The following is a 26403-nucleotide window of genomic DNA, read 5'->3' on the forward strand; positions in this document are numbered from 1 at the left end:
CGGCCACGGCATCCATGCCGTGGACGGTCCCGCCATCTGCCCCCTCCCCGCCTCCGACAATTTCCCGGTGACGGTTGGTTCTCCACGCCATGCGTGGATGGGGTGTATCGAAAAACAAGAAGGGGTCGGATCCGTTCTCCTTCGGAAAACGGATCCGACCCCAACCCACAGCGCGCGGCTGTTGCTGTTGCCTTTGCTCTTGATCTTCTTCTTTCTCTTCCTGCGGTGGTGGCCGCAGGAAACTGTCAGGGGCCGGGCGGGTGGGCTGGGTGGGGGTGTCAGCCGCCTGGATGCGGCTGCCAAGCCTCCATGGACGGATTCACGGCGTCCCCCGAACAGCCCACCCGCCCGGCCCAATCACATGATCCCGCTTCCACGAACCACCACCGCAGAGGGGGCTCAGCCCGGTGGCCGGAAAACCTCAATACCCCGCCGCCTGCCCATCCTTGCGGCTCTCCGACGCGCCGTAATACACGCCCGTCTCCGGATCACGCATGATCGCCTGATACCCACCATACGGGCCGTCGGCGAACACGATGCGATGCCCCTTGCGCATCAGCGCGCGCACCGTTTCATACGGGAAGCCGGTTTCCAGATTCACTTCACCACCGTCGGTCATCGCCGTGGCCTGCCCGGTCGGTTCGGTTGAGCCTTCATGCTGGATGCGCGGCGCATCGCCGGCTTCCTGCAGGTTCATGCCGAAGTCCACCAGGTTCATCACGATCTGCGCGTGGCCCTGCGGCTGCATCGCGCCGCCCATCACGCCGAAGCTGGCGTACGGCTTGCCGCCCTTGGTGATGAAGGCCGGGATGATGGTCTGGAACGGGCGCTTGCCCGGCGCATAGCCGTTGGGATGATTCTTCTGCAACACGAACATCTCGCCACGGTCCTGCAGGATGAAGCCCAGCCCCGGCGGTGCCATGCCACTGCCCATGCCGCGGTAGTTGGACTGGATCAGCGACACCATCATGCCGTCGGCGTCGGCCACGGTCATGTAGATCGTGTCGCCCTCTTCCAGCTGCTTCGGCGTACCCGGCTGCACTTCCTTCAACGCTTTGTCCATCGAGATCAGCGCGCGACGCTGCGCGGCGTACTCTTTGGAAATCAGCTTCTGCACCGGTGCCGGCTGGAAGGCCATGTCGGCGTAGAAGCGTGCACGGTCGGCGAACGCGAGCTTCTTTGCTTCCACGAACAGGTGCACGTGCTCGGGTGAGCCGAACGGAATCTTCGAGAAATCGTAGCCTTCCAGCACGTTGAGGATCTGCAGCGCGGCGATGCCCTGGCTGTTCGGCGGCAGCTCCCACACGTCGTAGCCACGGTAGTTGCTGCTGACCGGTTCAACCCACTCGCCGTGATGGTCGGCCAGGTCCTGGTAGCTCAGGTAACCGCCATTGGCCTTGAAGTAATCACCGATCGTGCGGGCGATGTCACCTTTGTAGAAGGCGTCGCGGCCGCCGTCCGCGATCTTCTGCAGCGTGCTGGCCAGATTCGGGTTCTTCCACATTTCCCCCTTGCGCGGGGCGTGCCCGTTGATCGTGAACTGCTCCTTGAAGCCCGGGTACTGCGACAGCTTGGGCACAGAGCGGTCCCAGTAGTAGGCGATCACTTCAGCCACCGGGTGACCCTCGCGCGCGTAGCGGATGGCCGGCGCCAGGTTGTCGGCCATCGGTTTGCGGCCGAAACGGCCATGCAGGGCGAACCAGCCATCGACCGCGCCAGGTACCGACACCGGTAGCGGGCCGGTAGCCGGGATGTCCTTCAGGCCACGGCGCTGGAACTCGGCCAGGGTGAGCGACTTCGGCGAGCGGCCCGAACCGTTGTAGCCGTAGAGCTTCTGCGTCTTCGGGTCCCAGACGATGGCGAACAGGTCGCCGCCGATGCCGTTGCCGGTGGGTTCCATCAGGCCGAGCGCGGCGTTGGCGGCAATCGCCGCGTCCACTGCCGAACCTCCGCCCTTCATCACGTCCAGCGCGATCTGGGTGGCCAGCGGCTGCGAGGTGGCGGCCATCGCGTGCGGGGCGATCACCTCCGAACGGGTGGCGAAGGTCTGGCCGGTGATGCGGTCGGCGGCGAAGGACAGTGCAGGCACGGCGGCGAGCACGGCGGTGGCGAGCAGGGAACGGGCAAGGCGTCGGGACACGGTCGGGTTCCGATGGAAGGGTGGTGCCCCGATCTTCGCCGCTGCGGCCTTCACGCGGTATCGGGCAGAGGTCATGGGCGATGGTCTTTCGGTGGGTGCGGACCCAGGTCCGCACCCACCAAGGCGAAAACAGCCCGGAATCCGCGCAAAAAACGCACTGAAAGGAGTGAATTCGGGTTCACCGAAACACTTTCAGTGGCAACCATCCTTGTGCCGCAAGCGATTGCGCGGGATGCAGCGGAAACCGATAAAAAACCCGTCACGAGGGTTGACATCACCGAAACGGCTGTGTTTCTCTCGATCACATGTTGCATCACAACACGCCACCGCGAACCCACATCGAAGCCGCCGACACCGGCGCCGCCTCGCTGCGTTCGATTCTTGTGCTCGTACTTATTACCCAACCAACAGGTGCGGGACGAGCCAGCGTGTAAGCAACAAACACACCGGAACTCTTCAAAAACCCGCACCCGCCCCGGTGCGGGTTTTTTCATTTCAGGACCTGGTTTCAGACGCAACCACCATGAACAACGCCACCGTCAAAACCTGGACCAGCACCACCACGACGCCTCGTGGTGGCTGTGCCTGTGCGACGCATGGCGCCTCCCCCACCGCTTTCCCCTGACCGGCCGGCACGTCACCTCGACGACCGGCCGTTCTTTTTTCTTCCCACCGCAAGGAACCTCCCCCATGAGCACCAACGACCTGCCCCAGACCAAGATCGCCGTCATCGGCTACGGCAGCCAGGGCCGCGCCCACGCACTGAACCTGCGCGAATCCGGCTTCGACGTGGTGGTAGGCCTGCGCCCGGGCGGCCCGACCGAGGTCAAGGCACAGGCCGATGGCTTCACCGTCAAGGCCCCGGCCGATGCAGTGAAGGATGCCGACCTGGTTGCCGTGCTGACCCCGGACATGGTGCAGAAGAAGCTGTACGACGACGTGCTGGCGCCGAACATGAAGCAGGGTGCGGTGCTGTTGTTCGCGCACGGCCTGAACGTTCATTTCGACATGATCAAGCCGCGTGACGATCTCGACGTGGTACTGGTCGCACCGAAGGGCCCGGGCGCGCTGGTCCGCCGCGAGTATGAAATCGGCCGCGGCGTGCCGTGCATCTGGGCGGTCTACCAGGACAAGAGTGGCAAGGCCGCCGACTACGCCTTGGCCTATGCCGGTGGCCTCGGCGGTGCCCGCGCCAACCTGATCCAGACCACCTTCAAGGAAGAAACCGAGACCGATCTGTTCGGCGAGCAGGCGGTGCTGTGCGGCGGTGCCTCGGCGCTGGTGCAGGCCGGTTTCGAGACCCTGGTGGAAGCCGGTTACCAGCCGGAAATCGCCTACTACGAAGTGCTGCACGAGCTGAAGCTGATCGTCGACCTGTTCTACGAAGGTGGCATCTCGCGCATGCTGGAATTCATCTCCGAAACCGCGCAGTACGGCGACTACGTCAGCGGCCCGCGCGTGATCGATGCCGGCACCAAGGCACGCATGAAGGAAGTGCTGAAGGACATCCAGGACGGCACCTTCACCAAGAACTGGGTGGCCGAGTACGAAGCGGGCCTGCCGAACTACAACAAGTTCAAGCAGGCCGACCTGGAGCATCCGATCGAGAAGGTAGGCAAGGAACTGCGCGCCAAGATGGTCTGGTTGCAAGGTCAAGCCGCGTAACAACGCGGCACCCCCACCCGCTCTGCAAGGTCCCCCATGAACTCTCCCACACACCGCAGCGCGCCGCCCAACGGCGCGCGCTGGCTGACCCAGGCGCTGGAGGCCGAGGGTGTCCGTACGCTGTTCGGCTATCCCGGCGGCACCATCATGCCGTTCTACGACGCGCTGGTGGATTCGTCGCTGAAGCACATCCTGGTACGCCATGAGCAGGGCGCGGCGCTGGCCGCCAATGGTTTCGCCCGCGCCAGCAACCAAGTGGGCGTCTGCGTGGCCACCTCCGGCCCGGGCGCCTCGAACCTGGTCACCGGCATCGCAGACGCGATGCTGGATTCGGTGCCGATGGTCTGCATCACCGGTCAGGTCGGCACCCCGCTGCTGGGCACCGATGCCTTCCAGGAACTGGATGTGTTCGGGCTGACGATGCCGATCGTCAAGCACAGCTGGCTGGTGCGCAGCGTCGATGATCTGCCGCGCGTGGTGGCCGACGCGTTCCGCATCGCCCGCGAGGGCCGTCCCGGCCCGGTGCTGATCGACCTGCCCAAGGATGTGCAGCTGGCCGATGCCAGCCACCTGCCGGCCCATGTGCCCAGCAGCGTCGAACCGCCGCCGGCGCCGGCCGAGGACGCCATCGCCGAGGCCATCGCCGCGCTGGCGGCGGCCGAAAAGCCGGTTGTCTACGCCGGTGGTGGTATCGCACTGGGTGATGCGGTGCAGGACCTGCGTGACTTCGTCGAGGCCAGCGCCATCCCCACGGTGATGACCCTGCGTGGCCTGGGTGCGCTGCCGGCCAGCCATCCGCAGTCGCTGGGCATGCTGGGCATGCATGGCACCCGCGCGGCCAACATGGCCGTGCAGGAAAGCGACCTGCTGCTGGTGCTGGGTGCGCGCTTCGATGACCGCGCCACCGGCAAGCTGGCCGAGTTCGCACCGTTCGCCCGTGTCGTCCACATCGATGCAGACGCCTACGAGATCTCCAAGCTGCGCAGTGCCGACGTGGCCGTGCCTGGCAATGTCGGTCACGCCATCCGCGCCCTGCGTGCGGCCTTCCCCTCCCCCAGGGCCCACCAGGACGCATGGCGCAAGCGTTGCGCGCAGCACCGCGATCGCTTCGCCGCCCGCTACGATGCACCGGGCCAGCACATCTACGCACCGGCGTTGCTGAAGCGCCTGAGCGAGCTGGCCCCGGCCGATGCGGTGATCGCCTGCGATGTCGGCCAGCACCAGATGTGGGTGGCCCAGCACTGCCGCTTCAACCACCCGCGCAACCACCTGACCAGTGGCGCGCTGGGCACCATGGGCTTCGGCCTGCCGGCGGCGATGGGCGCGCAGTTCGCCTGCCCCGACCGCACCGTGGTGCTGGTGTCCGGCGATGGCAGCTTCATGATGAACGTGCAGGAGCTGGCGACCATCGCCCGCTGCCGCCTGCCGGTGAAGATCGTGCTGCTGGACAACAGTTCGCTGGGCATGGTGCGGCAGTGGCAGGAGCTGTTCTTCGCCGAGCGTTACAGCGAGATCGACCTGTCCGACAACCCGGACTTCGTGGCATTGGCGCAGGTGTTCGGCATCGCCGCCACCCGCATCGACAACCGCGACGACGTGGAAGGCGGCCTGGCCGCGCTGCTGGCCGAACCGGGCCCGGCACTGCTGCACGTGGCCATTGATGCACGCGCCAACGTGTGGCCACTGGTGCCGCCGAACACCGCCAACAGCACGATGCTGGAAAGCAACCCTGCACACGCCCGCCAGGAGACCCCCAATGCAATACCGGCTTGACCTGGTGCTGCACCCGGCCGAAGGCGCGCTGCTGCGCGTGATCGGCATGGCCGAGCGTCGCGGCTTCGCGCCGCGCGCGATCAGCGGCGCGCCGGTGGCCGCCGACGATGGCCGCTGGCACCTGCAGCTGGTGGTGGATGGCCAGCGCCCGGCGGAAACGCTGTGCCGGCAGATCGAGAAGATCTACGACTGCGTGTCCGTGCAGGTCACGGCCGTAGAAGGAGTATCGCCATGAACACCCGTACCGTAGCGACCACGGTGCCGGTACGGAGGCGTCTTCTTCGTCGCCCGTGCCCGCATGCGGCGGTCTTCGGCACCGCGCTGGTGGCCCATGCCGGCCGCTGATGCCAGCCAGGAAAGCGATGTCGGCGACGTAAGCGTCGCCGACGTCCTGGCCGCGCAGGCCCGCCTGCGCCGCTTCCTGCCACCCACCCCGCTGCACCATGCCGAGCGCTTCGGCACCTGGCTGAAGCTGGAGAACCTGCAGCGCACCGGTTCCTACAAGGTACGCGGCGCATTGAATGCGCTGCTGGCCGGTCGCGAGCGCGGTGACACCCGGCCAGTGATCTGCGCCTCGGCCGGCAACCATGCCCAGGGCGTGGCGTGGGCGGCCTATCGCCTGGATGTGCCGGCCATCACCGTGATGCCGCACGGCGCACCGGCCACCAAGATCGCCGGTGTTGCCCACTGGGGCGCCACCGTGCGTCAGCATGGCAACAGTTACGACGAGGCCTACGCCTTCGCGGTCGAACTGGCACAACGCCATGGCTACCGCTTCCTGTCCGCGTTCGACGATGCCGATGTGATTGCCGGCCAGGGTACGGTCGGCATCGAGCTGGCCGCGCACGCGCCGGACGTGGTGATCGTGCCGATCGGCGGCGGTGGCCTGGCCTCCGGCGTTGCACTGGCACTGAAATCACAGGGCGTGCGCGTGGTTGGTGCGCAGGTGGAAGGCGTCGATTCGATGGCACGTGCGATCCGCGGTGACGTGCGCGAGATCGCCCCCGTCGCCTCGCTGGCCGATGGCGTGCGGGTGAAGATCCCCGGCTTCCTGACCCGCCGCCTGTGCACCTCGCTGCTGGACGACGTGGTGATCGTGCGCGAGGCCGAGCTGCGCGAGACCCTGGTGCGGCTGGCGCTGGAAGAACACATCATCGCTGAGGGCGCCGGTGCGCTGGCGCTGGCCGCCGGCCGCCGCGTTGCCGGCCGCCGCAAGTGCGCGGTGGTGTCCGGCGGGAACATCGATGCCGGTGTCCTGGCCGGCCTGCTCACCGACATCCGTCCGCGCCCGCCACGCAAACCGCGGCGACGGCGCAGCGAAACACCGCGCTCGCCCGGCAAGGCCAGCGCCACCGCTTCCCCCACCTCTTCCCCTTCCCCCCTGCAAGCCGTCGCACCCGCTGTCGAGGAGATTTCCCTGTGACCACCATCGAACGAATTACCACCCCGCGCATCCGCATCTTCGACACCACCCTGCGTGACGGCGAGCAGTCCCCCGGCTGCAGCATGAGCCCGCCGCAGAAGCTGGTGATGGCGCGTGCGCTGGACGAACTGGGTGTGGACATCATCGAAACCGGCTTCCCGGCCAGCTCGCAGTCCGACCGCGAGGCGATGGCACTGATCGGCCGCGAACTGCGCCGACCGAGCCTGAGCCTGGCGGTGCTGTCGCGCTGCCTGCAGGCCGATATCGAGACCTCGGCACGTGCACTGGAAGCCGCGGCCAACCCGCGCCTGCACGTGTTCCTGTCGACCAGCCCGCTGCACCGCGAACACAAGCTGCGCATGACCCGCGAGCAGGTACTGGAGTCGGTACGCAAGCACGTTGCGCTGGCGCGTTCCTACATCGACGATGTCGAATTCTCGGCCGAGGATGCCACCCGCACCGAGCTGGATTACCTGATCGAAGTCTCGCGCGTGGCCATTGCCGCCGGCGCCACCACCATCAACCTGCCGGACACCGTCGGCTTCACCACGCCGGAAGAAATCCGCGCGATGTTCCAGCAGGTCATCGCCGGCGTCGCCGATGTACCGAACGCGGCCAACGTGATCTTCAGCGCGCACTGCCACAACGATCTGGGCCTGGCCGTGGCCAACTCGCTGGCCGCCATCGAAGGCGGCGCGCGCCAGGTCGAGTGCACCGTCAACGGCATCGGCGAGCGCGCCGGCAACTGTTCGCTGGAAGAGATCGCGATGGTGCTGAAGGTACGCCAGGCCTTCTACGAGCAGGACAGTGCGATCAACACCCCGCGCATCGTCGGCACCTCGCAGTTGCTGCAGCGCCTGGTCGGCATGCCGGTACAGCGCAACAAGGCCATCGTCGGCGCCAACGCGTTCGCCCACGAATCGGGCATCCACCAGCACGGCATGCTGCGCCATCGCGGCACCTACGAAATCATGCGCCCGGAAGACGTGGGTTGGGAGGACTCGCAGATGGTGCTGGGCCGCCACAGTGGCCGCGCCGCCGTCGAAGCGCGCCTGCGTGCACTGGGCTTCTGGCTGGACGAGGACGAGCTGAAGCTGGTGTTCGAGCAGTTCAAAGGCCTGTGCGAACAGCAGCGCGTGGTCACCGATGCCGACCTGCAGACGTTGATGCAGGGCGGCTCCAACGCGCAGGGCTACCGCCTGGCCTCGATGACCATCAGCGATGTCGGCAGCCGCGCCAACGCGTTGGTCGAACTGTCCGACCCGGACGGCAACCGCGTGGCCGAGACCGCGCAGGGCGATGGCCCGGTCGATGCGCTGTTCGGCGCGCTGTCGGCCGCTACCGGCGTGCAGCTGATGCTGGACAGCTACCACGTGCACAGCGTCGGCATCGGCGCCGATGCGCGCGGCGAAGCCAACCTGAGCGTGCGCCACGAAGGCGTGGAGTACGACGGCACCGGCACCAGCAAGGACATCATCGAAGCCTCCGCGCTGGCCTGGCTGGATGTTGCCAACCGTTTGCTGCGCCAGCGCCAGGCCGCCGCCCACAGCAGCACCGACGTTCCCACCCCCGCCACCGCCTGAGGAACCCGCCATGAGCGCCTTCGACACCCCCACCCCGGCCAGCGCCGCTGGCCAGCAGTGGAACGCCCAGGACTATGCGATCGATGCCGGCTTCGTGCCGCTGCTCGGCGGCGCGGTCTCGCGCCTGCTCGACCCGCGCGCCGGTGAACGCATCCTCGACCTGGGCTGTGGCGATGGCGTGCTCAGCACCGAACTGGCGCTGAGCGGCGCACGCATCCACGGCGTGGATGCCTCGCCGGAACTGGTGATCGCCGCCCGCGCGCGCGGTGTCGATGCCCAGGTGATGGACGGCCACGCACTGTCGTTCGACAGCGAGTTCGATGCCGTGTTCAGCAACGCGGCATTGCATTGGATGGGCACCCCGGACCGCGTGCTGGAAGGCGTGCGCCGCGCCCTGCGCCCCGGTGGCCGCTTCGTCGCCGAGTTCGGCGGCCACGGCAACGTGGCCACGATCATCGCGGCCGTGCAGGCCGCACGCGTGGCGCACGGCCATGGCGCCAGCGCCTTCCAGTGGTACTTCCCGACGGCCGATGCCTACGCCGACCGCCTGCGCCAGCATGGCTTCCAGGTGCAACTGATCGAGTGCACGCCGCGCCCAACGGCACTGCCGACCGGCGTGGCCGGCTGGCTGCGCGTCTTCGCCGCGCCGCTGCTGGAGGACCTGCCCGCCGAGGCACGCGCTACTGTGCGCGAGGCCGCCACCGCGCTGCTGGCCGAGCTGCCGCGCAATGCCGCCGGCCAGCCGCTGGCGGACTACGTGCGGCTGCGCGTGCTCGCACGCCGTCGCTGACTTGACCGTTCCGCTTTCTTTACTGATGTTCGCTATTTCGTACTTCTGCCAGGCATACGCATGACTTCCGCACCCCGCACCCTGTACGACAAACTGTGGGACGCCCACGTGGTGGTTCCCGAATCCGACAGCGCGCCCGCCGTGCTGTACATCGACCTGCACCTGATCCACGAGGTCACCTCGCCGCAGGCATTCACCGAGCTGCGCGGGCGCGGCCTGTCGCCGCGCCGCCCAGACCGCACCAAGGCGACGATGGACCACTCCACGCCGACCCTGCCGGCCGCCGCTGACGGCACGCTGCCCTATGCCAGCGCCGCCTCCGAAGCGCAGGTCGCCACGCTGGCGCGCAACTGCGCCGAGCATGGCATCGAGCTGTTCGACATGGCCTCGGACAACCGCGGCATCGTCCACGTGATCGCGCCCGAGCAGGGCTTTACCCAGCCGGGCATGACCATCGTCTGCGGCGACAGCCATACCTCTACCCACGGGGCCTTCGGCTCGCTGGCGTTCGGCATCGGCACCAGCGAAGTCGGCCACGTGCTGGCCACCCAGTGCCTGCTGCAGCGCAAGGCCAAGACGTTTGCGATCACCGTCGATGGCCCATTGGCGCCAGGCGTCGGTGCCAAGGACGTGGTGCTGCACATCATCGGCGTGATCGGCGTCAACGGTGGCACCGGCCATGTCATCGAGTTCCGTGGCAGCACCATCGAAGCGATGGACATGGAACAGCGCATGACCCTGTGCAACATGTCGATCGAAGCCGGCGCGCGTGCCGGCATGGTGGCGCCGGACCAGGTCACCTTCGACTTCGTCGCCCGCACGCCGCGTGGCCCCAAGGGCGCCGACTTCGACGCCGCCGTCGCACGCTGGCAGCAGCTGCGCAGCGATGACGGTGCACGCTTCGACAGCGAAGTACGCATCGACGCCGCCGACATCCGCCCGACCCTGACCTGGGGCACGCATCCGGGCACGGCCATCGCCGTGGACGCGCCGATTCCGGCGGCCAACGATGCCGCTGCACAGAAGGGCCTGGACTACATGCACTTCCAGGCCGGCAAGGCGCTGGCCGGTACGCCGGTGGACGTGGTGTTCGTCGGTTCGTGCACCAATGGCCGCCTGAGCGACATGCGCGAAGTCGCGCAGGTCCTGCGCGGCCGCCGCGTCGCTGACCGCGTGCGCATGCTGGTGGTGCCGGGCTCGGAGATCGTCAAGCGCGAGGCCGAGGCCGAAGGCATCCACGAGATCGTGCGTGCGGCCGGTGCCGAATGGCGCGAGCCGGGCTGCTCGATGTGCATCGCCATGAACGGTGACCTGGTCGCCCCCGGCCAGCTGGCGGTGAGCACCAGCAACCGCAACTTCGAGGGCCGCCAGGGCCCCGGCTCGCGCACCCTGCTGGCCTCGCCGATGAGCGCGGCGTGGGCCGCGGTGAAGGGCCAGGTGGCCGACACCCGCGAGCTGTTCGCACAGGAGGTGGCGTGATGGCCGGTTTCCGTACGCTGACCTCGTCCAGCGTTGTGCTGGCGCAGACCAACATCGACACCGACCAGATCATTCCGGCGCGGTTCCTGTCCACCACCGAACGCGCTGGTCTCGGCCGCAACGCCTTCAATGACTGGCGCTGGCAGGCCGACGGTTCGCCGGTGGCCGACTTTGCCTTCAACCAGCCGCACAACGCCGGCCGCAGCATCCTGCTGGCGGGCCGCAACTTCGGCTGCGGTTCCTCGCGCGAGCATGCACCGTGGGCGCTGACCGACCTGGGCCTGCGCGCCATCGTCAGCAGCGAAATCGCCGACATCTTCCGCGGCAACGCGCTGAAGAACGGCCTGCTGCCGATCGTGCTGGACGAGGCCGACGTACAGGCGCTGATGCAGCGCCCGGACGACACGCTGACCATCGATGTGGCCGCGCGCGAACTGCGCACCCCCGAGGGCCGCGTCTATTCCTTCCCGCTGGACGGCTTCTCGCAGACCTGCCTGCTGGAAGGTGTCGACCAGTTGGGGTATCTGTTGGGCCGTGTCCCTGAAATCGAACGTTACGAGAGTGAGCATGCACGCTGAAATTGTTGTCCTGCCCGGTGATGGCATCGGCCCGGAAGTGGCCGCCGCCGCGGTTGCTGTACTGAAGTCCGTTGCCGGACGCTTCAACCACACCTTCACCTTCAGCGAGCACGATATCGGTGGCATCGCCATCGACCGCCATGGCGAGCCGCTGCCGGCGTCGACCCTGGCCGCCTGCCAGGCCGCTAACGCCGTGCTGCTGGGCGCCGTCGGCGGCCCGAAGTGGTCCGACCCGAACGCCAAGGTGCGCCCCGAACAGGGCCTGCTGGCGATCCGCAAGGCGCTGGGCCTGTACGCCAACCTGCGCCCGGTGCGCACCCACGAGGCCGCACTACACGCGTCGCCGATCAAGGCCGAGCTGCTGCAGGGCGTGGACTTCGTGGTGGTGCGCGAACTGACCGGCGGCATCTACTTCGGCGACAAGACCCGCGATGCGGACAGCGCCAGCGACCTGTGCCGCTACACCGTGGCCGAGATCGAGCGCGTGCTGCGCAGCGCTTTCCGCCTGGCGCAGCAGCGTCGCGGCAAGGTCACCTCGGTGGACAAGGCCAACGTGCTGGAAACCTCGCGCCTGTGGCGTGACGTCGCCGCGCGCATCGGCCGCGAGGAATTCCCGGACGTTGCGCTGGAGCACCAACTGGTCGACTCGATGGCCATGCACCTGCTGGCCAAGCCACGCGAGTACGACGTGATCGTGACCGAGAACATGTTCGGCGACATCCTCACCGACGAAGCCTCGATGCTGGCCGGTTCGCTGGGCCTGCTGCCGTCGGCCTCGCTGGGCGAGCCGGGTGCGGTCGGTATCTACGAACCGATCCATGGTTCGGCCCCGGACATCGCCGGCAAGGGCATCGCCAATCCGTACGCAACGATCTTCAGCGCGGCGATGCTGCTGCGCCATTCGCTGGGCCTGGAAGCCGAAGCCGCCGCGGTGGAAGCGGCCGTGCATGCGGTGCTGGATGACGGCGTGTTCACCGCCGACCTCGCGGCCAAGGGCCAGGCGGTCAGCACCGCCGCTGCGACCGATGCGGTGCTGGCCAAGCTGCGCTGACCCATCGGGAAACACCTGTAGAGCCGAGCCATGCTCGGCTCATTCAACAGCAGTCGAGCATGGCTCGACGCTACAGGTAGCAGGCAGCCACGCCATGCGTGGCTGCGTTACTTGGTGGTGTACCCACCATTGACCAGAATCGTCTGCCCGGTCATCCACCAGCCATCGGTGACCAGGAAGCGGATCCACGGCACGATATCGGTGATATCGGTCAGGCCGGTGCGGGTGAACGCCGACAGCGCCGCCGCGGTCTTGTGATACGCCTGCGCATCGGCGCTCTCGGCCGGGTAGAAGAACGGCGTGTCCATCGGACCGGGGCCGATCGCGGTCACCGAAATGCCGCGCTCACCGAACTCCTTCGACGCCGCGCGGGTGAAGTGCTCGACTGGCGCCTTGGTGCCGGCGTAGCTGGAATAGAACGGCGTGAACGCGCCCAGCAGCGAGGTGACCAGGGTGCAGATGCGCCCACCGTCATTGACGTGGCGCCCAGCCTCCTTCAGGAAGAAGAACGCCGCCTTGGCGTTGACCGCGCTCATCTCGTCGTACTCCGCTTCGCTGATGTCCAGCAGCGGTTTCTTCAATACCTTGCCGACCGTATTGATGGCGATGTCGGGACGGCCGACTGCGGCCACGGCATCGGCGAACAAGCGCTCCATCGCTGCCGCCGAGGTCAGGTCGCCCTGCAGGGCCACCGCCTTGCTGCCGGCGGCCTGCACGGCGGCGACGGTCGCCTCTGCATCGGCCTGGGTAGCGGCGCTGTTGTAGTGGATGACGATGGCTTTGGCGCCCTGTGCAGCGAAGTCGCGGGCGATCAGCCCACCCAGGTTCTTGGCGCCACCGGCAATCAGCACGGTCTTGCCCTTGAGGGAATGGTCGGTCATGGCTTCGATCTCGGGAGGGGGCTGCCCGGGGTGGCAACCCTGCCCTGACGACGATATCGTGCAGAAAATGCGGATAAAGCCTGCCACATTGACTTAACTTTCCAGAGCCAGCGAACAATGGATCGGATCGATCGCTTCCGCATCTTCACCCGGGTGGTGGAGTGCGCCAGCTTCACCCGCGCCGCCGACCAGCTCGGCCTGCCCCGCTCCACCGTCTCGGCAGCCATTGCGGAGTTGGAGCAGCGGCTCGGCACCCGCCTGCTTCAGCGCTCCACCCGTCGCGTCTCCACCACCCACGATGGCGACGTGTTCCATGCGCGCTGCCTGCGCCTGATCGCCGAGGTTGAAGACGCCGAATCGCTGTTCCGCCAGGACGACGCGCAACCGGTCGGTTTGCTGAAGATCGACGTGCCCAGTCGCATCGGCCGTCGCATCATCGCTCCGGCGCTGCCAGGGTTCTTCGCGCAGTATCCGCAGGTGGAAGTCGACCTGGGCATGACCGACCGCGCGGTGAACCTGATCGAAGACGGCTGCGATGCGGTGCTGCGAGTCGGCCAGCTGGGTGACTCCAGCCTGGTGGCGCGCACGCTGGGGCAGCTGGATTTCGTCAACGTTGCGGCGCCGGCCTACCTGCGCGAGCACGGTGTACCGCAGCATCCTGCCGACCTGCAGCAGCACCGCGCAGTGAACTATGCGTCGCCGACCACGGCACGGGTGGAACCGTGGGAGTGGCAGGACGGCGGCCAGCTGCGCACGCTGCCGATGCCCGGCTGGGTGCGGGTGAACAGCGCGGAGGCGTCGATCGCGTGCTGCGTAGCCGGACTGGGCTTGCTGCAGATTCCGCGTTACGACGTGCAGGCGGAACTGCAATCCGGCGAACTGGTGGAAGTAATGCCGCAGTACGTGGCGCAGCCGTTGCCGGTAACTCTGTTGCAACCGCATCGGCACCACCGCGCGCTGCGCGTGCAGGTGTTCATCGAGTGGCTGCTGCCAGTGCTGCGAACGGGCCTGCAGTTGCAGTAGATCCACGCCACGCGTGGATGCATGCATCCGTGCCAACCAAGGTTGGCACCCACCGAGCGGTGGCGAATTGCGGTAGATCCACGCCATGCGTGGATGCTTCTGTAGAGTCGAGCCATGCTCGACTCATCCCATCATCGCGCGAAGAGCGGCCGAGCATGGCTCGGCTCTACAGAAAGCAGATCCCGCGAGCAGATCAATCCGCGCCATGCGTGGATGCAAGCCGCAGTGCCAACCAAGGTTGGCACCTACCAGAGGCGGTGGCCGTAGAACCCGGGGCGTTATGCCCCGGATTCGTCCGGCTTCACCCGGAACCATGCCGCATACAGCGCCGGCAGGAACACCAGGGTCAGCACCGTGCCCACGATCAGGCCACCCATGATCGAGATCGCCATCGAGCCATAGAACGCACTGCGCGACAGCGGAATCATCGCCAGCACCGCCGCCAGCGCAGTCAGCACGATCGGGCGGAAACGGCGCACCGTGGCATCGATGATCGAATGCCAGCGGTCATGCCCGGCATCGATATCCTGCTGGATCTGGTCGATCAGGATCACCGAGTTGCGCATGATCATGCCCGCCAGCGCAATCGTGCCCAGCAGCGCCACGAAGCCGAACGGCGCGCGGAACAGCAGCAGGAACAGGGTCGCACCGATGATGCCCAGCGGCGCGGTCACCAGCACCATCGCCGCACGCGAGAAGCTGCGCAGCTGCAGCATCAGCAACGTGGCCACCACCACCAGGAACAGCGGCATGCCGGCCTTGATCGAGTTCTGGCCACGGGCCGAATCCTCCACCGTACCGCCGGTTTCCAGCAGGTAGCCGCTGGGCAGTTCAGCGCGGATGCCGTCCAGCGTCGGCAGGATCTGGTGCACCACGTCCAGTGGCTGCATGCCATCGCTGATGTCGGCGCGCACGGTCACCGTCGGCAGGCGGTTGCGGTGCCAGATGATGCCGTCCTCGAAGCCGTACTCCATCGTCGCCACCTGCGACAGCGTGATGCTGCCGCCGTTGGCAGTCGGCATCGACAGGCTCGACAGCAGCTCCAGCTGGTTGCGCTCATCGGCCGGGCCACGCAGCAGCATCTCGATCTGGCGGTTGCCTTCGCGGTACACGCTCACCGACTGCCCGGCCAGCGAACTGGACAGGAACTGGCTGACCTGTGCACTGCTTACGCCCAGCGCGCGCGCACGCTCCTGGTCGATCGCCAGCCGCACCACCTTGCTCGGCTCACTCCAGTCCAGGTTGACGTTCATCACGTGCGGGTTCTCTCGCACCTTGGCCTCGACCTGGCGTGCGATCGCCTGCACCTTCTCGATGTGCTCGCCGGAAATACGCATCTGCACCGGATAACCGACCGGTGGGCCATTTTCCAAACGGGTCACGCGCATCTGCACGTCCGGGAACTTCGGGATCACCTCGTGCAGCAGCCAGTCGCGGGTGCTTTCGCGCGACTTGATGTCCTTGGCCAGCACCACGAACTGGGCGAAGTTGGTCGCCGGAAGCTGCTGGTCCAGCGGCAGGTAGAAGCGCGGCGAACCGGTGCCCACGTAGGACACGTAGTTGGCGATGCCCTCGCGGCTGGACAGCAGTTTCTCCAGCTTCTCGGCCTGCGCCTGGGTCGAACGCAGCGAGGCGCCCTCGGCCAGCTCGATGTCCACCATCAGTTCCGGCCGGGTCGAATCTGGGAAGAACTGCTGCGGCACGAAGCGGAACAGCATCAGCGAACCGATGAACAACGCGATGGTCGCGGCGATCACCCACCAGCGTCGGCGCAGGCAGGTATCCAGGAAGCGGCGGAAGCTGCGATAGAACGGGCGCTGGTACGGATCATGGTCATGCCCGTGCTGCGGCGGCGCGATCAGGTTGGCCAGCGCCGGGTAGCGGTCGGCCCACTGCTGGCGCTTGGCGTGCCAGCGCGCAGGCAGGCTGCCCGGCTTCGGCGGCTGCGGATTGAACAGGTCCGGCAGCATCTTGTCGCCCAGGTACGGGATGAACAGCACCGCTGCGATCCACGACACCACCAGCGCAATGGTCACCACCTGGAACAGCGAGCGGGTGTATTCACCGGTGCTCGATGCCGCCGTTGCAATGGGCAGGAAGCCGGCCGCGGTGATCAGGGTGCCGGTCAGCATCGGGAACGCGGTCGACTCCCAGGCGAAACTGGCCGCGCGCAGGCGGTCGTAGCCCTGCTCCATCTTGGTGGCCATCATCTCCACCGCGATGATCGCATCGTCCACCAGCAGGCCCAGCGCCAGCACCAGCGCGCCCAGCGAGATCTTGTGCAGGCCGATGTCGAAGTAGTGCATGACGAAGAAGGTCATCGCCAGCACCAGCGGAATGGTCACGCCCACCACCAGGCCGGTACGCAGGCCCAGCGAGAAGAAGCTGACCAGCAGTACGATCACCACCGCCTCGGTCAGCACCTGCACGAACTCGCCGACCGACTCTTCCACCGACTGCGGCTGGTCGGACACCTTGCGCAGCTGCATGCCGGCCGGCAGGGTCTTCTGCAGGCGCTCGAACTCGGTATCGAGGTTGGCGCCGAGTTTGAGGATGTCACCGCCATCCTTCATCGCCACCGCCAGGCCGATCGCCTCTTCACCCATGAAGCGCATCTTCGGCGACGCCGGATCGGCAAAGCCGCGTTTGACCTCGGCGATGTCACCTAGGTGCACGGTGCGGTCACCGGCGCGGATCGGGAACTGGCGGATCGCTTCGATGTCGTTGAACTGGCCGGTCACGCGCAGCTGCACGCGGTCGGTGGCGGTTTCGAAGAAGCTGGTACCGGTCACCGCATTCTGGTCGGCCAGCGCCTGCTGCACCTGCTGCATCGACACGCCCAGCGTGGCCAGCCGGGTGTTGGACAGCTCGATCCATACCTTCTCGTCCTGCAGGCCGACCAGGTCGATCTTGCCGACGTCGGGCACGCGCTGCAGTTCCAGCTGGATGCGGTCGGCATAGTCACGCATCACCGCGTAGTCGAAGCCCTTGCCGGTCAACGCATAGATGTTGCCGTAGGTGTCGCCGAACTCGTCGTTGAAGAACGGGCCGACGATCTCGCGCGGCAGCGTCGGGCGGATGTCGCCCACGCGCTTGCGCACCTGGTACCACAGGTCCGGAATCTGCTTGGAACGCAGGCTGTCGCGGGCCATGAAAATGACCTGCGACTCGCCCGGGCGCGAATACGAGCGGATGAACTCGTACTCGCCGGTGTTCATCAGCGCCTTCTCGATCGGCTCGGTCACCTGCCGCGAGACCTGCTCGGCGGTGGCGCCTGGCCACAGCGTGCGCACCACCATCGCCTTGAAGGTGAACGGCGGGTCTTCGGACTGGCCCAGATGCTTGTACGACCATGCGCCGATCAGGGCGAAGGCGAGCATCGCAAACAGCACCAGCGGGCGATTGGCCAGCGCCCACTCGGAAAGATTGAAGCGGCGCACCGGCTTACTCCTTGGCCTTGGCGGCGGCAGCGGGCGGCGCGGTCGGCTTCAGCACCGGGCGGTTCTGCCGGTCCACCGCGATCACCGGCTGGCCGGCGCGCAGCAGGTGGCCACCGGCGGCAACCACCCAGTCACCGGCACCGACGCCCGACAGCACCGGCACCGATTCGCTGCCATAGGCACCGGTGGTGACCGACGCAGCCTTCAGCGTGCTGTTGGCCGGATCGACCACCCACACGCTCGCGGCACCGTTGGCGCCGCGTTGCAGCGCGCCCAGCGGCAGCTGCAGCGTGCCGTGGCGGCCGGCGCTGCTGTAGACGCGCGCGCTCTGGCCCAGTTCGACGTCGGCCAGCGCATCGGCGGCCAGGCTGACGCGGGTGGCATAGGTACGCGCCTGCGGATCGGCGGCGGCGGCGATCTCGCGGATCGTGCCCGGCAGGCGCTGGCCCGGGCGGTTCCACAGTTCCACCTCGACCGGCTGGCCCACCGCGTAGTCGCGGATGGTGGCTTCGGGCAGGTCGATCAGCACTTCGCGGCCACCGTCGGCAGCCAGGTTGAAGATGGTCTGCCCGGCGGACACCACCTGCCCGGCCTCGGCTTCGCGGCTGGCGATCACGCCGTCAGCCGGTGCGCGCAGCTGTGCGTAGTCGGCCTGGTTGCGCAGCACATCCAGGTTGGCACGGGCGGCATTGGCCTGGCCCTGCGCAGCCTTGAACGCCGCGGACTGCTGGTCCAGCTGCGAGCGGCTGACCAGTTGCTGGTCGGCCAGCACCTGGTAGCGCTTGAGATCGTCACGGGCGCGCACCAGGTCGGCTTCCGCCGCCGCCAGCTGGGCCTGCGAGGCACGCGCCTGCAGCGCGAAGTCGGCCACGTCCAGTTCGGCCAGCACGTCGCCCTTCTTCACCCGCTGGCCAGCATCGACATGGCGCTTGACCAGGTTGCCACCGACGCGGAACGACAGCGGGCTTTCCTGGCGGGCACGCACGGTACCCGGGAACGCCGCCGGCGCCTGTCCGGCCTGTTCGCCGGGGTGAACCACCAGTACCGGCACGGCCGCCTGCGGCGCCTGTTCCTGTCCCGAACAGGCTGCCAGCGCAGCCACCCACACCATACCGCCCATCCAGCGCACGATCTTCATCGGTCAACGTCCTGAAAACGCAGGGTTGCAACAAGGGGGAGCCGCGACTGCCGGCCCAATTTAATAAACCGGCCGGTATAGTATAAATATCGAACCGCTTGGTCTAGTATTGTTGCGATGAGTTCTTCCACTTCCCGCAAGCCGTCGGCCAAGCCTGCTGCCAAGGCCGCCGGACCCGGGCGCCCCAAGGATCTGGGCAAGCGCGCGGCGATCCTTGAAGCAGCCAAGGTACTGTTCATCGAACAGGGCTATACCGGCGTGAGCATGGACACCATCGCTGCTCAGGCGGGCGTCTCGAAGCTGACTGTGTACAGCCACTTCGGCGACAAGGAGACCCTGTTCTCCGAGGCCGTGCAGTCAAAATGCATTGAAATGCTGCCCGACGCACTGTTCGTGGCCGACGCGGATGGCCCGCTGCGCGACCAGCTGATCGGCATCGGCCTGGCCTTCTTCGAACTGATCACCTCCGACGCGGCGATCTCGATCCAGCGCATGATGATGGCGCCGGAGACCGACGAACGCCTGCGCGAGCTGTTCTGGCAGGCCGGCCCGGAGCGTACCTGCGAGGCCCTGGCCGACTTCCTGCGCGCGCGCGGCGAACGCGGCGAGCTGGACATCCCCGACTATTACCTGGCCGGCCAGCAGTTCCTGACCCTGGTCAAGGGCGAAGTGCACATGCATATGATGTGCGGCATGCCACTGTCACCGGTGGAGTGCGACCCTCTTGCCCATGTGACCGCCAGCATCGACTTCTTCCTGCGCGCCTATGCGCCGCGAGGGGCCGGGACGGCTGAATAACCAAAACTGAACGAACCGGAGGTCGCGATGACTTCCGGCACTGCGACCCCGGCCACCCGGCAGCTGATGCTCTGGGCGCGCCGCCGGCCTCCGGCACCGGTAAAATGGCCGGCCCACTGCGCTGGATTTGAACCTCATGACGATTGATTACGCCCACGCCCGCGAACTGATGGTGGAACAGCAGATCCGTCCCTGGGACGTGCTGGACATCAAGGTGCTCGACGTCCTGGCCCGCCTGCCGCGCGAGGCCTTTGTCGCCGATGCACACCGGGCGCTGGCCTACGCCGATGTCGAACTGCCGATCGGCCATGGCCAGAAGATGATGAAGCCGGTCATCGAGGGCCGTACCCTGCAGGCACTGGATCTGCAGCCGGGTGACGAAGTGCTGGAAATCGGCACCGGCAGCGGCTTCCTGGCAGCCTGCATCGGCGCGCTGGCGCGCGACGTGCTGAGCCTGGAGATCGACCCGGAACTGGCCGCCGCCGCGCGTGCCCGCCTGGATGCTTCCGGCCTGGGCACCAACGTCCGCGTGGAAGTGGCTGACGCCCTGTCCTGGCAGACCGAACGCCGCTTTGACGTGATCTGTGTCACTGGTGCGGTCGACGTGGTGCCGTCACAGTTCGCCTCGTGGCTGCGTCCGGGTGGTCGCCTGTTCGTGATCCACGGCCGCTCGCCGGCGATGGAGGCCCTGCTGGTCAAGGCCGACGGCAGCACCGAGTCCCTGTTCGAGACCGATATCGATTACCTGCGCGGTGCCGCCCCGGCACCCCAGTTCCACCTCTGAGTCCAAGGAAGCCGCAATGATCCGCCGATCCCTCGCTGTTGCGCTGGCCACTGCCCTGCTGCCGTTGTCCGCCCATGCCGCCGACCTGCTGCAGGTCTACGAAATGGCGCGCAACGGCGATCCGCAGCTGTCCGCCGCCGAATCGACCCGGCTGGTCGACAAGGAAGGCGCCGTGCAGGCGCGCGCCGCCCTGCTGCCGCAGATCAACGGCCAGGCCACGCTGAACCGCACGCGCAGCGAGCCGAACGCCGACATCAACTCCGGCTCGTTCACCAACAAGCGCCGCAATTACACGATCGATGGCAGCCAGACGCTGTTCAACTGGACCCAGATCAACAACCTGCGTTCGCAGCGTGAGCTGAGCAAGGCGGCGGACTTCACCCTCGATTCGGCCAACGACAGCCTGATCGTGCGCACCTCGGCGGCCTACTTCAACGTGCTGGTGGCGATCGAATCGCTGAACGCCGCACAGACCAACGAAGCGGCCGCGAAGAAGCAGTTCGACTTCGCCGACAAGCGCCTGGAAGTGGGCCTGGCGCCGATCACCGACGTGCACGAAGCCCGCGCCCAGTACGACCAGGCGCGCGCCAACACCATCGTTGCGCAGAACACCCTGGCCGATAACTACCAGGCCCTGACCGAACTGACCGGCCAGCCGGTGGTCAACCTGCGTGGCCTGCCGGCGGACTTCCGCCCGGAAGTGCCGGCCAACCGCGGCAACATCGACGAGCTGGTGCACCAGGCCACCACCCAGAATCCGGCGCTGAAGGCGCAGGAACTGAAGGTCAGTGCCGCCGAAGCTGGTGTGCAGGCCGCCCGTGGTGGCCACTACCCGACCCTGTCGCTGGGCGGCAGCTGGGGCAAGACCGCGACCTGGGGTGACAGCACCGGCGCCGGCTCGCTGTCGCCGGACGCGCGCACCAACAGCATCGGCCTGACCCTGAGCGTGCCGATCTTCGCTGGCGGTGCCACCCAGTCCAACGTGCGCCAGGCGCTGGCCCAGCGTGACATCGCCCAGGATGGCTACGAGCAGCAGAAGCGTGCCCTGGACCGCAACACCCGCAATGCCTACCAGACCCTGGTGCAGGGCATCAGCGAAGTGGAGGCCCGCCGCCTTGCGGTAGTCTCGGCGCAGAGTGCCTACGACGCGTCGCAGGTTGGCCTGGAAGTCGGTACCCGTACCGTGCTGGACGTGATCCAGAACCAGCGCATCCTGTTCTCGGCGCAGCTGGACTACGCCCAGGCCCGCTACACCTTCCTGCAGAACCGTCTGCTGCTGAGCCAGTCGCTGGGTGCGCTGGACGTGGCCGAGCTGCAGGACGTGAACCGCCTGCTGACCCAGGACGCCGGCAACCCGGCAACGACCACGCACTGAGTCGTCGCCCTGCCGGCAACGAAGAAGCCACCCGCGAGGGTGGCTTTTCTGTGGGCGGCGCGTACGGCCCGACCCACGCATGGCGCAGATCTGCCGGCCGTCAGCCCGGCCACGCGCCTGCCCGTTCCACTGCGGCCAGCACGCACAGCGCCGTGGCCAGGGGCGCAAGCACCATTGCAGCACCCGGCATCGGCGCACGGACACGCAGTGCCGCCGGGCACAAGGCCGCCATCACCAGCAGGGTTGCTGGACCCGGCAGCACCGGCAAGGCGCCGACCGGCGCTCCCAAGGCCAGCAGCGCCGCCGTCAGCACCACGGTGACCGGTATCAGCCGCGTCCGGAACCCGGGCGCTTCATCACCGGCCACAGGCCGGAGCTGCGCTGCCAGGTGTGCGGCCAGCGACAACAGCACCAGCAGCAGTGCTGCCAGCCCGGCCATGCCCGCCAGCGGCAGCAACGGCAGCAGCCACTGCAACTGCGGATGGCCCTGCAATGCCACCGACAACGGCCGCGTACTGTCCAATACCGGGAACTCGACCAGGCCGGCCTGCAACGCGGCCAGCATGATCAGCAGCAGCATCGCCAGCAGCAGCGCGGCCGCCAGCAGCCAGGGTGATCGCGTGCGCGCCTGCCGGCCACGTCCGGGAAATCCCAGTGCCAGCCCCACACTGGCAAACACCCCCAGCAAGGGCACGCTTGCCGCCAGCACCCCGCCGGGGCCGAATCGATAGGGCGCGGTGGCGTCCGGCAGCCACGGAATCCAGTTGGCGTAGTGCACGTGGCGAACCGCCAGCGCCAACAGCAACAGCCCGACACCGATCTTCACCGTCAACAACACGCAGACCGTCAGCGCGATGCGACGCGGGGGCAGCAGCACGAACGCACCCAGCACCAGCAGACTGGTGACGGCCATCACCGGATCCGGCAGCGCGCTGCCGGTTTCAATACCGCGACTGGCAAACACGGCACGCGCGTGGCTGGCCGTGGACTGCGCCACGCCGGCGCTGGTCATCACCAGTTCCAGCAGCAGTGCAGTACCCAGCAGCCGCGCGGCTGCCGTGCCCCAAGCGGCCCGCAGCAAGCCGTGCAGGCCATCGGCTGCGGGCTGCTGCTGGTTCAGCACGTGCAGGCAATACAGCATCGGCGCCGTGCCCAGTGCGGCCAGCAGCAGACTCAGTACGATGGCCGGACCCGCCTGGGCGGCGGTGTACTGGCCAACCAGGGCGATCACGCTGCCACCCAGCAGCAGGGTCAACGCCACCATCGCGAAGTGATCCATTCCCAGCAGCGCGTGCCGGCCACGGCGGTTATCGCTGTCCATCGCAAGCCCTCTTGAATCCGCACAAGCGCGGTCGACAGGAGGCTGGCAGCGTGCGCCAAGTGGCGGTATCAGAATCCGTACTGTGCGCACCTCGATGTGACCACAAACACGTTCGCAGCCACGCATCCGGTCCTGCTGCGACAGGAATCCGGCTGCTAAGCAGAATTGATGCAGTCGATCACGTCAGTCGGTCCGCGTAGCATCCGCCCTGGCGGTGTTGCTGCCCGGCTCAGCTGCGCGGCGGCGGGAGGTGTGGCGCGACCAGCGCCAGCGTGCGCTGCAGGGCACCGCGGCCGTTGCTGACCAGCGTGCAACCGGCACGGGCCATGTCCTCGCGCGCCTGGGCGTCGCCCAGCAGGTGCTGCAGCAGGTCACCTACCGCCTGCACGTCCTCGCCGATCAGCAAGGCACCGGCCTCTCGCATGCGCCGTGAGATCTCGGCGAAGTTGTGCAGGTGCGGACCGGTCACAGCGGCAGTGCCCATCGCCGCCGGCTCCAGCAGATTGTGGCCACCGATCGGCTGCAGGCTGCCGCCGACGAAGGCGACCTGTGCACAGGCATAGAACGGCATCAGCTCACCCAGGGTGTCGATGACGAAAACATCCGTGCCGGCCTCCGGCCATTGCTTCGCGCGACGGGTCGCCACGTTCCAGCCCTGCTCGCGCACCAGCGCCTCCACCTTCGGGAAGCGCTCGGGGTGCCGCGGTGCCCACAGCAACAACAGGTCGGGGTGCTGCTGGCGCAGGCGCCGATGCAGGTCGATCACCGCCTGCTCCTCACCATCGTGGGTACTGGCCGCGATCCACACCGGGCGCCCGGCGGGCACGCAGGCATGGAACTGCTCGACGAAGCCCTGCACATCCGGCGTGGCGATATCGAACTTGAGGTTGCCCAGCGCCTGCACCTGTTCCCGCGCAGCCCCCAGCTGCACGAAGCGCTCGGCGTCGTCCTGCGACTGCGCGGCCACGCAGGTAACCGTACGCAGCGCACGGCGGATCAGCGCCGCCAGCACCCGGTAACCGCGCAGCGAACGCGCTGACAGGCGGGCGTTGAGGATGTAGACCGGAATGCGGCGGTCGCGGCAGCCGAACAGCATGTTCGGCCACAGCTCGGTTTCCAGGATCAGCGCCAGGCTGGGCTGGAAGTGGCCGAGGAAGCGGTTGACGCTGCCCGGTACGTCGTACGGCAGGTAGACGTGGTCCAGCGCATCGCCCCACAGCGCGCGCACGCGCTCCGAACCGGTCGGGGTGATGGTGGTGATGACCCAGCGGATGTCCGGACGCTGCTGGCGCAGGGCATTGACCAGCGGCGCGGCGGCATTGACCTCGCCCACCGAGACCGCGTGCAGCCAGACCCGCGGCTGGCCTGTCGGCTGCGGATACGAGGCATAGCGCTCATCCCAGCGCCGGAAGTATTCACGGACCCGGAAACCGCGCCAGACCAGGTGGTACACGGTGATCGGCAGCAGGATGTAGAGCACGGCCGAATACAGGCCGCGCAGGATCCATTCGACAGGGTCTTTACGCATGCGGCAAGGATACGGGAGCCCCCCGGGAAAGACACGCAGCCGGGTTGGTAGAATGGCGCCATGTCCGATGCCACCACCGCCATCCGCCCGTCGCTGCGCGATCCCCGCAACTGGCCGATGTTCACCGCCATGCTCGGCGCCTTCGCCATCGCCCGCCTGCCGTGGATGCTGCAGCGTGCGCTCGGCCGTGGCGTCGGCTGGATCAGCTGGCGCCTGCTCGGCAGCCGCCGTCGCGCCGCCGAGGTCAACCTGAAGTTGTGCTTCCCGGAGAAGGACGAAGCCTGGCGCCAGCGCCTGGTACGCGACAGCTTCGACGCGCTGGGCGTGGGCGTGCTTGAGTGCATCCGCGCCTGGTGGGGCAGCATCGACCGCATCCGCCCACAGGTGAAGATCGAAGGCCTGGAGCATCTGCGGCAGATGCAGGCCGAAGGCCGCGGCGTGCTGCTGGTGTCCGGCCACTTCATGACCCTGGAGATGTGCGGCCGCCTGCTGTGCGACTACGTCGATCTTTCAGGCATGTACCGCAAGCACAAGAACCCGGTGTACGAGTGGGCGGTGAAGTTCGGCCGCCTGCGCTATGCCAAGGCGATGTTCGCCAATGAAGACATCCGCGCGACCGTGCGCCACCTGAAGAAGGGCGGCTTCCTCTGGTATGCGCCGGACCAGGACATGCGCGGCAAGGACACCGTGTTCGTGCCCTTCTTCGGCCATACCGCATCCACCATTACCGCCACCCACCAGCTGGCGCGGATGACCGGCTGCGCGGTGATTCCATACTTCCACCGCCGCGAGGGCGGGAAGTATTTCCTGAAGATCGGCGCACCGCTGGAGAACTTCCCCAGCGAGGATGTGGAAGCCGATACCACGCGGGTCAACCAGGCCATCGAGGAGATGGTGCGCGAGGCCCCCGACCAGTACCTGTGGATCCACCGCCGTTTCAAGCGCCAGCCGGGCGGGCGGAGTGATTTTTACAAGTAACGCGGGGCCGGGTTGGCTTCATCCACGCATGGCGTGGATCTACTGATGTGGGGCGCTCTGAAGTAGATCCACGCCATGCGTGGATGCTCTTCGTTCCGCCCCCGGCATCTATAACGGCCAACGGCACCATGCATGCGGGTACTCACCCAACGTGCTGGCCAGGCCGCTCCGGACCGGGTTGGCCAGGATGTACATCGCCTTCTCGTGAAGGGATTCGTCGTTCCGCACGGCATGGTCGTGATAGCCGTGCTGCCACAGTGCGCCGCGTCGATCCAGATGCTGGTTCAACAGCCGCCCGCTGCGGGATTTGAGCAGCGACATGCACTCGGCAAGGGTTCCACTGCGCAGTTTCATCAACCAGTGCAGGTGGTCGGGCATCACCACCCATGCCAGGCTGTGGCTGAAACCGCTGCGTTCGACGAAGCGCAGCGCATCTACCAGGATCGCCACATTGGCGGCATCCGCGAAGAACGGCTCCCGGCCAAGGGTTGCCGTGGTCAGTGAATAAACGTTACCGGTGCTGGAGTAACGACCGTAGCGGAGTCTGGGGCTGGCCATGGCCCCAGCGTGCGATACGCAGGGAAGCACCGGTAGTGGAAGTTGGCGCGTGTTTGCGTCGGGAAAGCACCATCCACGCATGGCGTGGATCTACTAC

At 67.2% G+C, this 26403-nt stretch carries 21 protein-coding genes; 14 read left to right on the forward strand and 7 right to left on the reverse strand.

The window, feature by feature from the left end; all coding sequences use genetic code 11:
* Positions 1–421: 421 nt before the first annotated feature.
* Entirely contained in the window at positions 422–2140 is a 1719-nt protein-coding gene (ggt, locus tag N5D20_RS13705; RefSeq protein ID WP_197578708.1) for a gamma-glutamyltransferase, read from the reverse strand.
* 690 nt (positions 2141–2830) lie between these two features.
* Between ggt and ilvC the strand changes: the two genes are divergently transcribed.
* The 9 genes from ilvC (at position 2831) to leuB (ending at position 12482) form a co-directional block, all read left to right on the forward strand.
* The gene (gene ilvC, locus N5D20_RS13710; protein ID WP_049435305.1) at positions 2831–3805 is read left to right on the forward strand and encodes a ketol-acid reductoisomerase; all 975 of its coding nucleotides are present in this window, start codon (positions 2831–2833) and stop codon (positions 3803–3805) included.
* A 36-nt stretch (positions 3806–3841) separates the two neighbouring features.
* Positions 3842–5578 (forward strand): acetolactate synthase 2 catalytic subunit, encoded by a 1737-nt coding sequence (ilvG, locus tag N5D20_RS13715; RefSeq protein ID WP_100446688.1) that lies wholly within the window; start codon positions 3842–3844, stop codon positions 5576–5578.
* A complete protein-coding gene (locus N5D20_RS13720) occupies positions 5562–5813 on the forward strand; it encodes an ACT domain-containing protein (RefSeq protein ID WP_005410947.1) in 252 nt (83 codons plus the stop codon). Before ilvG ends, N5D20_RS13720 begins: the two co-directional genes overlap by 17 nt.
* 96 nt (positions 5814–5909) lie before the next feature.
* The gene (locus N5D20_RS13725; RefSeq protein ID WP_049435307.1) at positions 5910–7001 is read left to right on the forward strand and encodes a threonine dehydratase; all 1092 of its coding nucleotides are present in this window, start codon (positions 5910–5912) and stop codon (positions 6999–7001) included.
* Positions 6998–8584, forward strand: coding sequence for a 2-isopropylmalate synthase (locus N5D20_RS13730; RefSeq protein WP_049453626.1), 1587 nt, complete (start codon positions 6998–7000; stop codon positions 8582–8584). Before N5D20_RS13725 ends, N5D20_RS13730 begins: the two co-directional genes overlap by 4 nt.
* Positions 8585–8594: 10 nt before the next feature.
* Positions 8595–9374 (forward strand): class I SAM-dependent methyltransferase, encoded by a 780-nt coding sequence (locus N5D20_RS13735; RefSeq protein WP_049435309.1) that lies wholly within the window; start codon positions 8595–8597, stop codon positions 9372–9374.
* A gap of 60 nt (positions 9375–9434) precedes the next feature.
* Positions 9435–10853 (forward strand): 3-isopropylmalate dehydratase large subunit, encoded by a 1419-nt coding sequence (leuC, locus tag N5D20_RS13740; RefSeq protein WP_197578709.1) that lies wholly within the window; start codon positions 9435–9437, stop codon positions 10851–10853.
* Complete coding sequence (gene leuD, locus N5D20_RS13745; protein WP_197578710.1) at positions 10853–11431, forward strand: 3-isopropylmalate dehydratase small subunit; 579 nt, start codon at positions 10853–10855, stop codon at positions 11429–11431. The genes leuC and leuD overlap by 1 nt, the downstream gene beginning before the upstream one ends.
* On the forward strand, positions 11421–12482 hold the full coding sequence (gene leuB, locus N5D20_RS13750) for a 3-isopropylmalate dehydrogenase (protein ID WP_049480588.1): 1062 nt from the start codon (positions 11421–11423) through the stop codon (positions 12480–12482). The genes leuD and leuB overlap by 11 nt, the downstream gene beginning before the upstream one ends.
* 107 nt (positions 12483–12589) lie before the next feature.
* On the opposite strand, the gene N5D20_RS13755 is transcribed toward leuB, so the two are convergent.
* The gene (locus N5D20_RS13755; RefSeq protein ID WP_019338817.1) at positions 12590–13363 is read right to left on the reverse strand and encodes an SDR family oxidoreductase; all 774 of its coding nucleotides are present in this window, start codon (positions 13361–13363) and stop codon (positions 12590–12592) included.
* Between the two features lie 117 nt (positions 13364–13480).
* Here N5D20_RS13755 and N5D20_RS13760 point away from each other — a divergent pair, with 117 nt between their 5' ends.
* Positions 13481–14386 carry a LysR family transcriptional regulator gene (locus N5D20_RS13760; protein WP_197578711.1) on the forward strand — a complete coding sequence of 302 codons (906 nt, stop codon included), beginning with the start codon at positions 13481–13483 and terminating at the stop codon, positions 14384–14386.
* A gap of 278 nt (positions 14387–14664) precedes the next feature.
* Here N5D20_RS13760 and N5D20_RS13765 read toward each other — a convergent pair whose 3' ends face one another.
* Together N5D20_RS13765 and N5D20_RS13770 are read right to left on the reverse strand one after the other, a co-directional pair.
* Complete coding sequence (locus N5D20_RS13765) at positions 14665–17826, reverse strand: efflux RND transporter permease subunit (RefSeq protein WP_197578712.1); 3162 nt, start codon at positions 17824–17826, stop codon at positions 14665–14667.
* A 4-nt stretch (positions 17827–17830) separates the two neighbouring features.
* Positions 17831–18964 (reverse strand): efflux RND transporter periplasmic adaptor subunit, encoded by a 1134-nt coding sequence (locus tag N5D20_RS13770; protein ID WP_197578713.1) that lies wholly within the window; start codon positions 18962–18964, stop codon positions 17831–17833.
* A 117-nt stretch (positions 18965–19081) separates the two neighbouring features.
* Between N5D20_RS13770 and N5D20_RS13775 the strand changes: the two genes are divergently transcribed.
* The 3 genes from N5D20_RS13775 to N5D20_RS13785 all read left to right on the forward strand — a co-directional run bounded on the left by N5D20_RS13775 (position 19082) and on the right by N5D20_RS13785 (position 21921).
* Positions 19082–19762 carry a TetR/AcrR family transcriptional regulator gene (locus N5D20_RS13775; RefSeq protein WP_053443490.1) on the forward strand — a complete coding sequence of 227 codons (681 nt, stop codon included), beginning with the start codon at positions 19082–19084 and terminating at the stop codon, positions 19760–19762.
* A 136-nt stretch (positions 19763–19898) separates the two neighbouring features.
* On the forward strand, positions 19899–20546 hold the full coding sequence (locus tag N5D20_RS13780; RefSeq protein WP_049398378.1) for a protein-L-isoaspartate O-methyltransferase: 648 nt from the start codon (positions 19899–19901) through the stop codon (positions 20544–20546).
* Between the two features lie 16 nt (positions 20547–20562).
* Positions 20563–21921 (forward strand): TolC family outer membrane protein, encoded by a 1359-nt coding sequence (locus tag N5D20_RS13785; RefSeq protein WP_010480790.1) that lies wholly within the window; start codon positions 20563–20565, stop codon positions 21919–21921.
* A 100-nt stretch (positions 21922–22021) separates the two neighbouring features.
* Here N5D20_RS13785 and N5D20_RS13790 read toward each other — a convergent pair whose 3' ends face one another.
* The gene (locus N5D20_RS13790) at positions 22022–23242 is read right to left on the reverse strand and encodes an amino acid transporter (protein ID WP_171954685.1); all 1221 of its coding nucleotides are present in this window, start codon (positions 23240–23242) and stop codon (positions 22022–22024) included.
* A gap of 229 nt (positions 23243–23471) precedes the next feature.
* Complete coding sequence (waaA, locus tag N5D20_RS13795) at positions 23472–24770, reverse strand: lipid IV(A) 3-deoxy-D-manno-octulosonic acid transferase (RefSeq protein WP_049435320.1); 1299 nt, start codon at positions 24768–24770, stop codon at positions 23472–23474.
* Positions 24771–24830: 60 nt separating this feature from the next.
* Here waaA and N5D20_RS13800 point away from each other — a divergent pair, with 60 nt between their 5' ends.
* Positions 24831–25748 (forward strand): LpxL/LpxP family Kdo(2)-lipid IV(A) lauroyl/palmitoleoyl acyltransferase, encoded by a 918-nt coding sequence (locus tag N5D20_RS13800; protein WP_010480797.1) that lies wholly within the window; start codon positions 24831–24833, stop codon positions 25746–25748.
* 108 nt (positions 25749–25856) lie between these two features.
* On the opposite strand, the gene N5D20_RS13805 is transcribed toward N5D20_RS13800, so the two are convergent.
* Positions 25857–26306, reverse strand: coding sequence for a transposase (locus N5D20_RS13805; RefSeq protein WP_197578714.1), 450 nt, complete (start codon positions 26304–26306; stop codon positions 25857–25859).
* Positions 26307–26403: the final 97 nt, after the last annotated feature.

It is taken from the genome of Stenotrophomonas sp. GD03877, from assembly GCF_029840555.1.
GTDB lineage: Bacteria > Pseudomonadota > Gammaproteobacteria > Xanthomonadales > Xanthomonadaceae > Stenotrophomonas > Stenotrophomonas geniculata.

Bases quoted from the DNA above. Each gene is read 5' to 3' on its own strand.
- N5D20_RS13735 (WP_049435309.1), top strand. From the start codon at position 8,595: ATGAGCGCCTTCGACACCCCCACCCCGGCCAGCGCCGCTGGCCAGCAG.
- ilvC (WP_049435305.1), top strand. From the start codon at position 2,831: ATGAGCACCAACGACCTGCCCCAGACCAAGATCGCCGTCATCGGCTAC.
- leuC (WP_197578709.1), top strand. From the start codon at position 9,435: ATGACTTCCGCACCCCGCACCCTGTACGACAAACTGTGGGACGCCCAC.
- N5D20_RS13805 (WP_197578714.1), bottom strand. From the start codon at position 26,306: ATGGCCAGCCCCAGACTCCGCTACGGTCGTTACTCCAGCACCGGTAAC.
- ilvG (WP_100446688.1), top strand. From the start codon at position 3,842: ATGAACTCTCCCACACACCGCAGCGCGCCGCCCAACGGCGCGCGCTGG.
- N5D20_RS13790 (WP_171954685.1), bottom strand. From the start codon at position 23,242: ATGGACAGCGATAACCGCCGTGGCCGGCACGCGCTGCTGGGAATGGAT.
- N5D20_RS13780 (WP_049398378.1), top strand. From the start codon at position 19,899: ATGACGATTGATTACGCCCACGCCCGCGAACTGATGGTGGAACAGCAG.
- N5D20_RS13725 (WP_049435307.1), top strand. From the start codon at position 5,910: ATGCCGGCCGCTGATGCCAGCCAGGAAAGCGATGTCGGCGACGTAAGC.
- N5D20_RS13720 (WP_005410947.1), top strand. From the start codon at position 5,562: ATGCAATACCGGCTTGACCTGGTGCTGCACCCGGCCGAAGGCGCGCTG.
- leuB (WP_049480588.1), top strand. From the start codon at position 11,421: ATGCACGCTGAAATTGTTGTCCTGCCCGGTGATGGCATCGGCCCGGAA.
- N5D20_RS13785 (WP_010480790.1), top strand. From the start codon at position 20,563: ATGATCCGCCGATCCCTCGCTGTTGCGCTGGCCACTGCCCTGCTGCCG.
- leuD (WP_197578710.1), top strand. From the start codon at position 10,853: ATGGCCGGTTTCCGTACGCTGACCTCGTCCAGCGTTGTGCTGGCGCAG.
- N5D20_RS13775 (WP_053443490.1), top strand. From the start codon at position 19,082: ATGAGTTCTTCCACTTCCCGCAAGCCGTCGGCCAAGCCTGCTGCCAAG.
- N5D20_RS13770 (WP_197578713.1), bottom strand. From the start codon at position 18,964: ATGAAGATCGTGCGCTGGATGGGCGGTATGGTGTGGGTGGCTGCGCTG.
- N5D20_RS13755 (WP_019338817.1), bottom strand. From the start codon at position 13,363: ATGACCGACCATTCCCTCAAGGGCAAGACCGTGCTGATTGCCGGTGGC.
- N5D20_RS13760 (WP_197578711.1), top strand. From the start codon at position 13,481: ATGGATCGGATCGATCGCTTCCGCATCTTCACCCGGGTGGTGGAGTGC.
- N5D20_RS13800 (WP_010480797.1), top strand. From the start codon at position 24,831: ATGTCCGATGCCACCACCGCCATCCGCCCGTCGCTGCGCGATCCCCGC.
- waaA (WP_049435320.1), bottom strand. From the start codon at position 24,770: ATGCGTAAAGACCCTGTCGAATGGATCCTGCGCGGCCTGTATTCGGCC.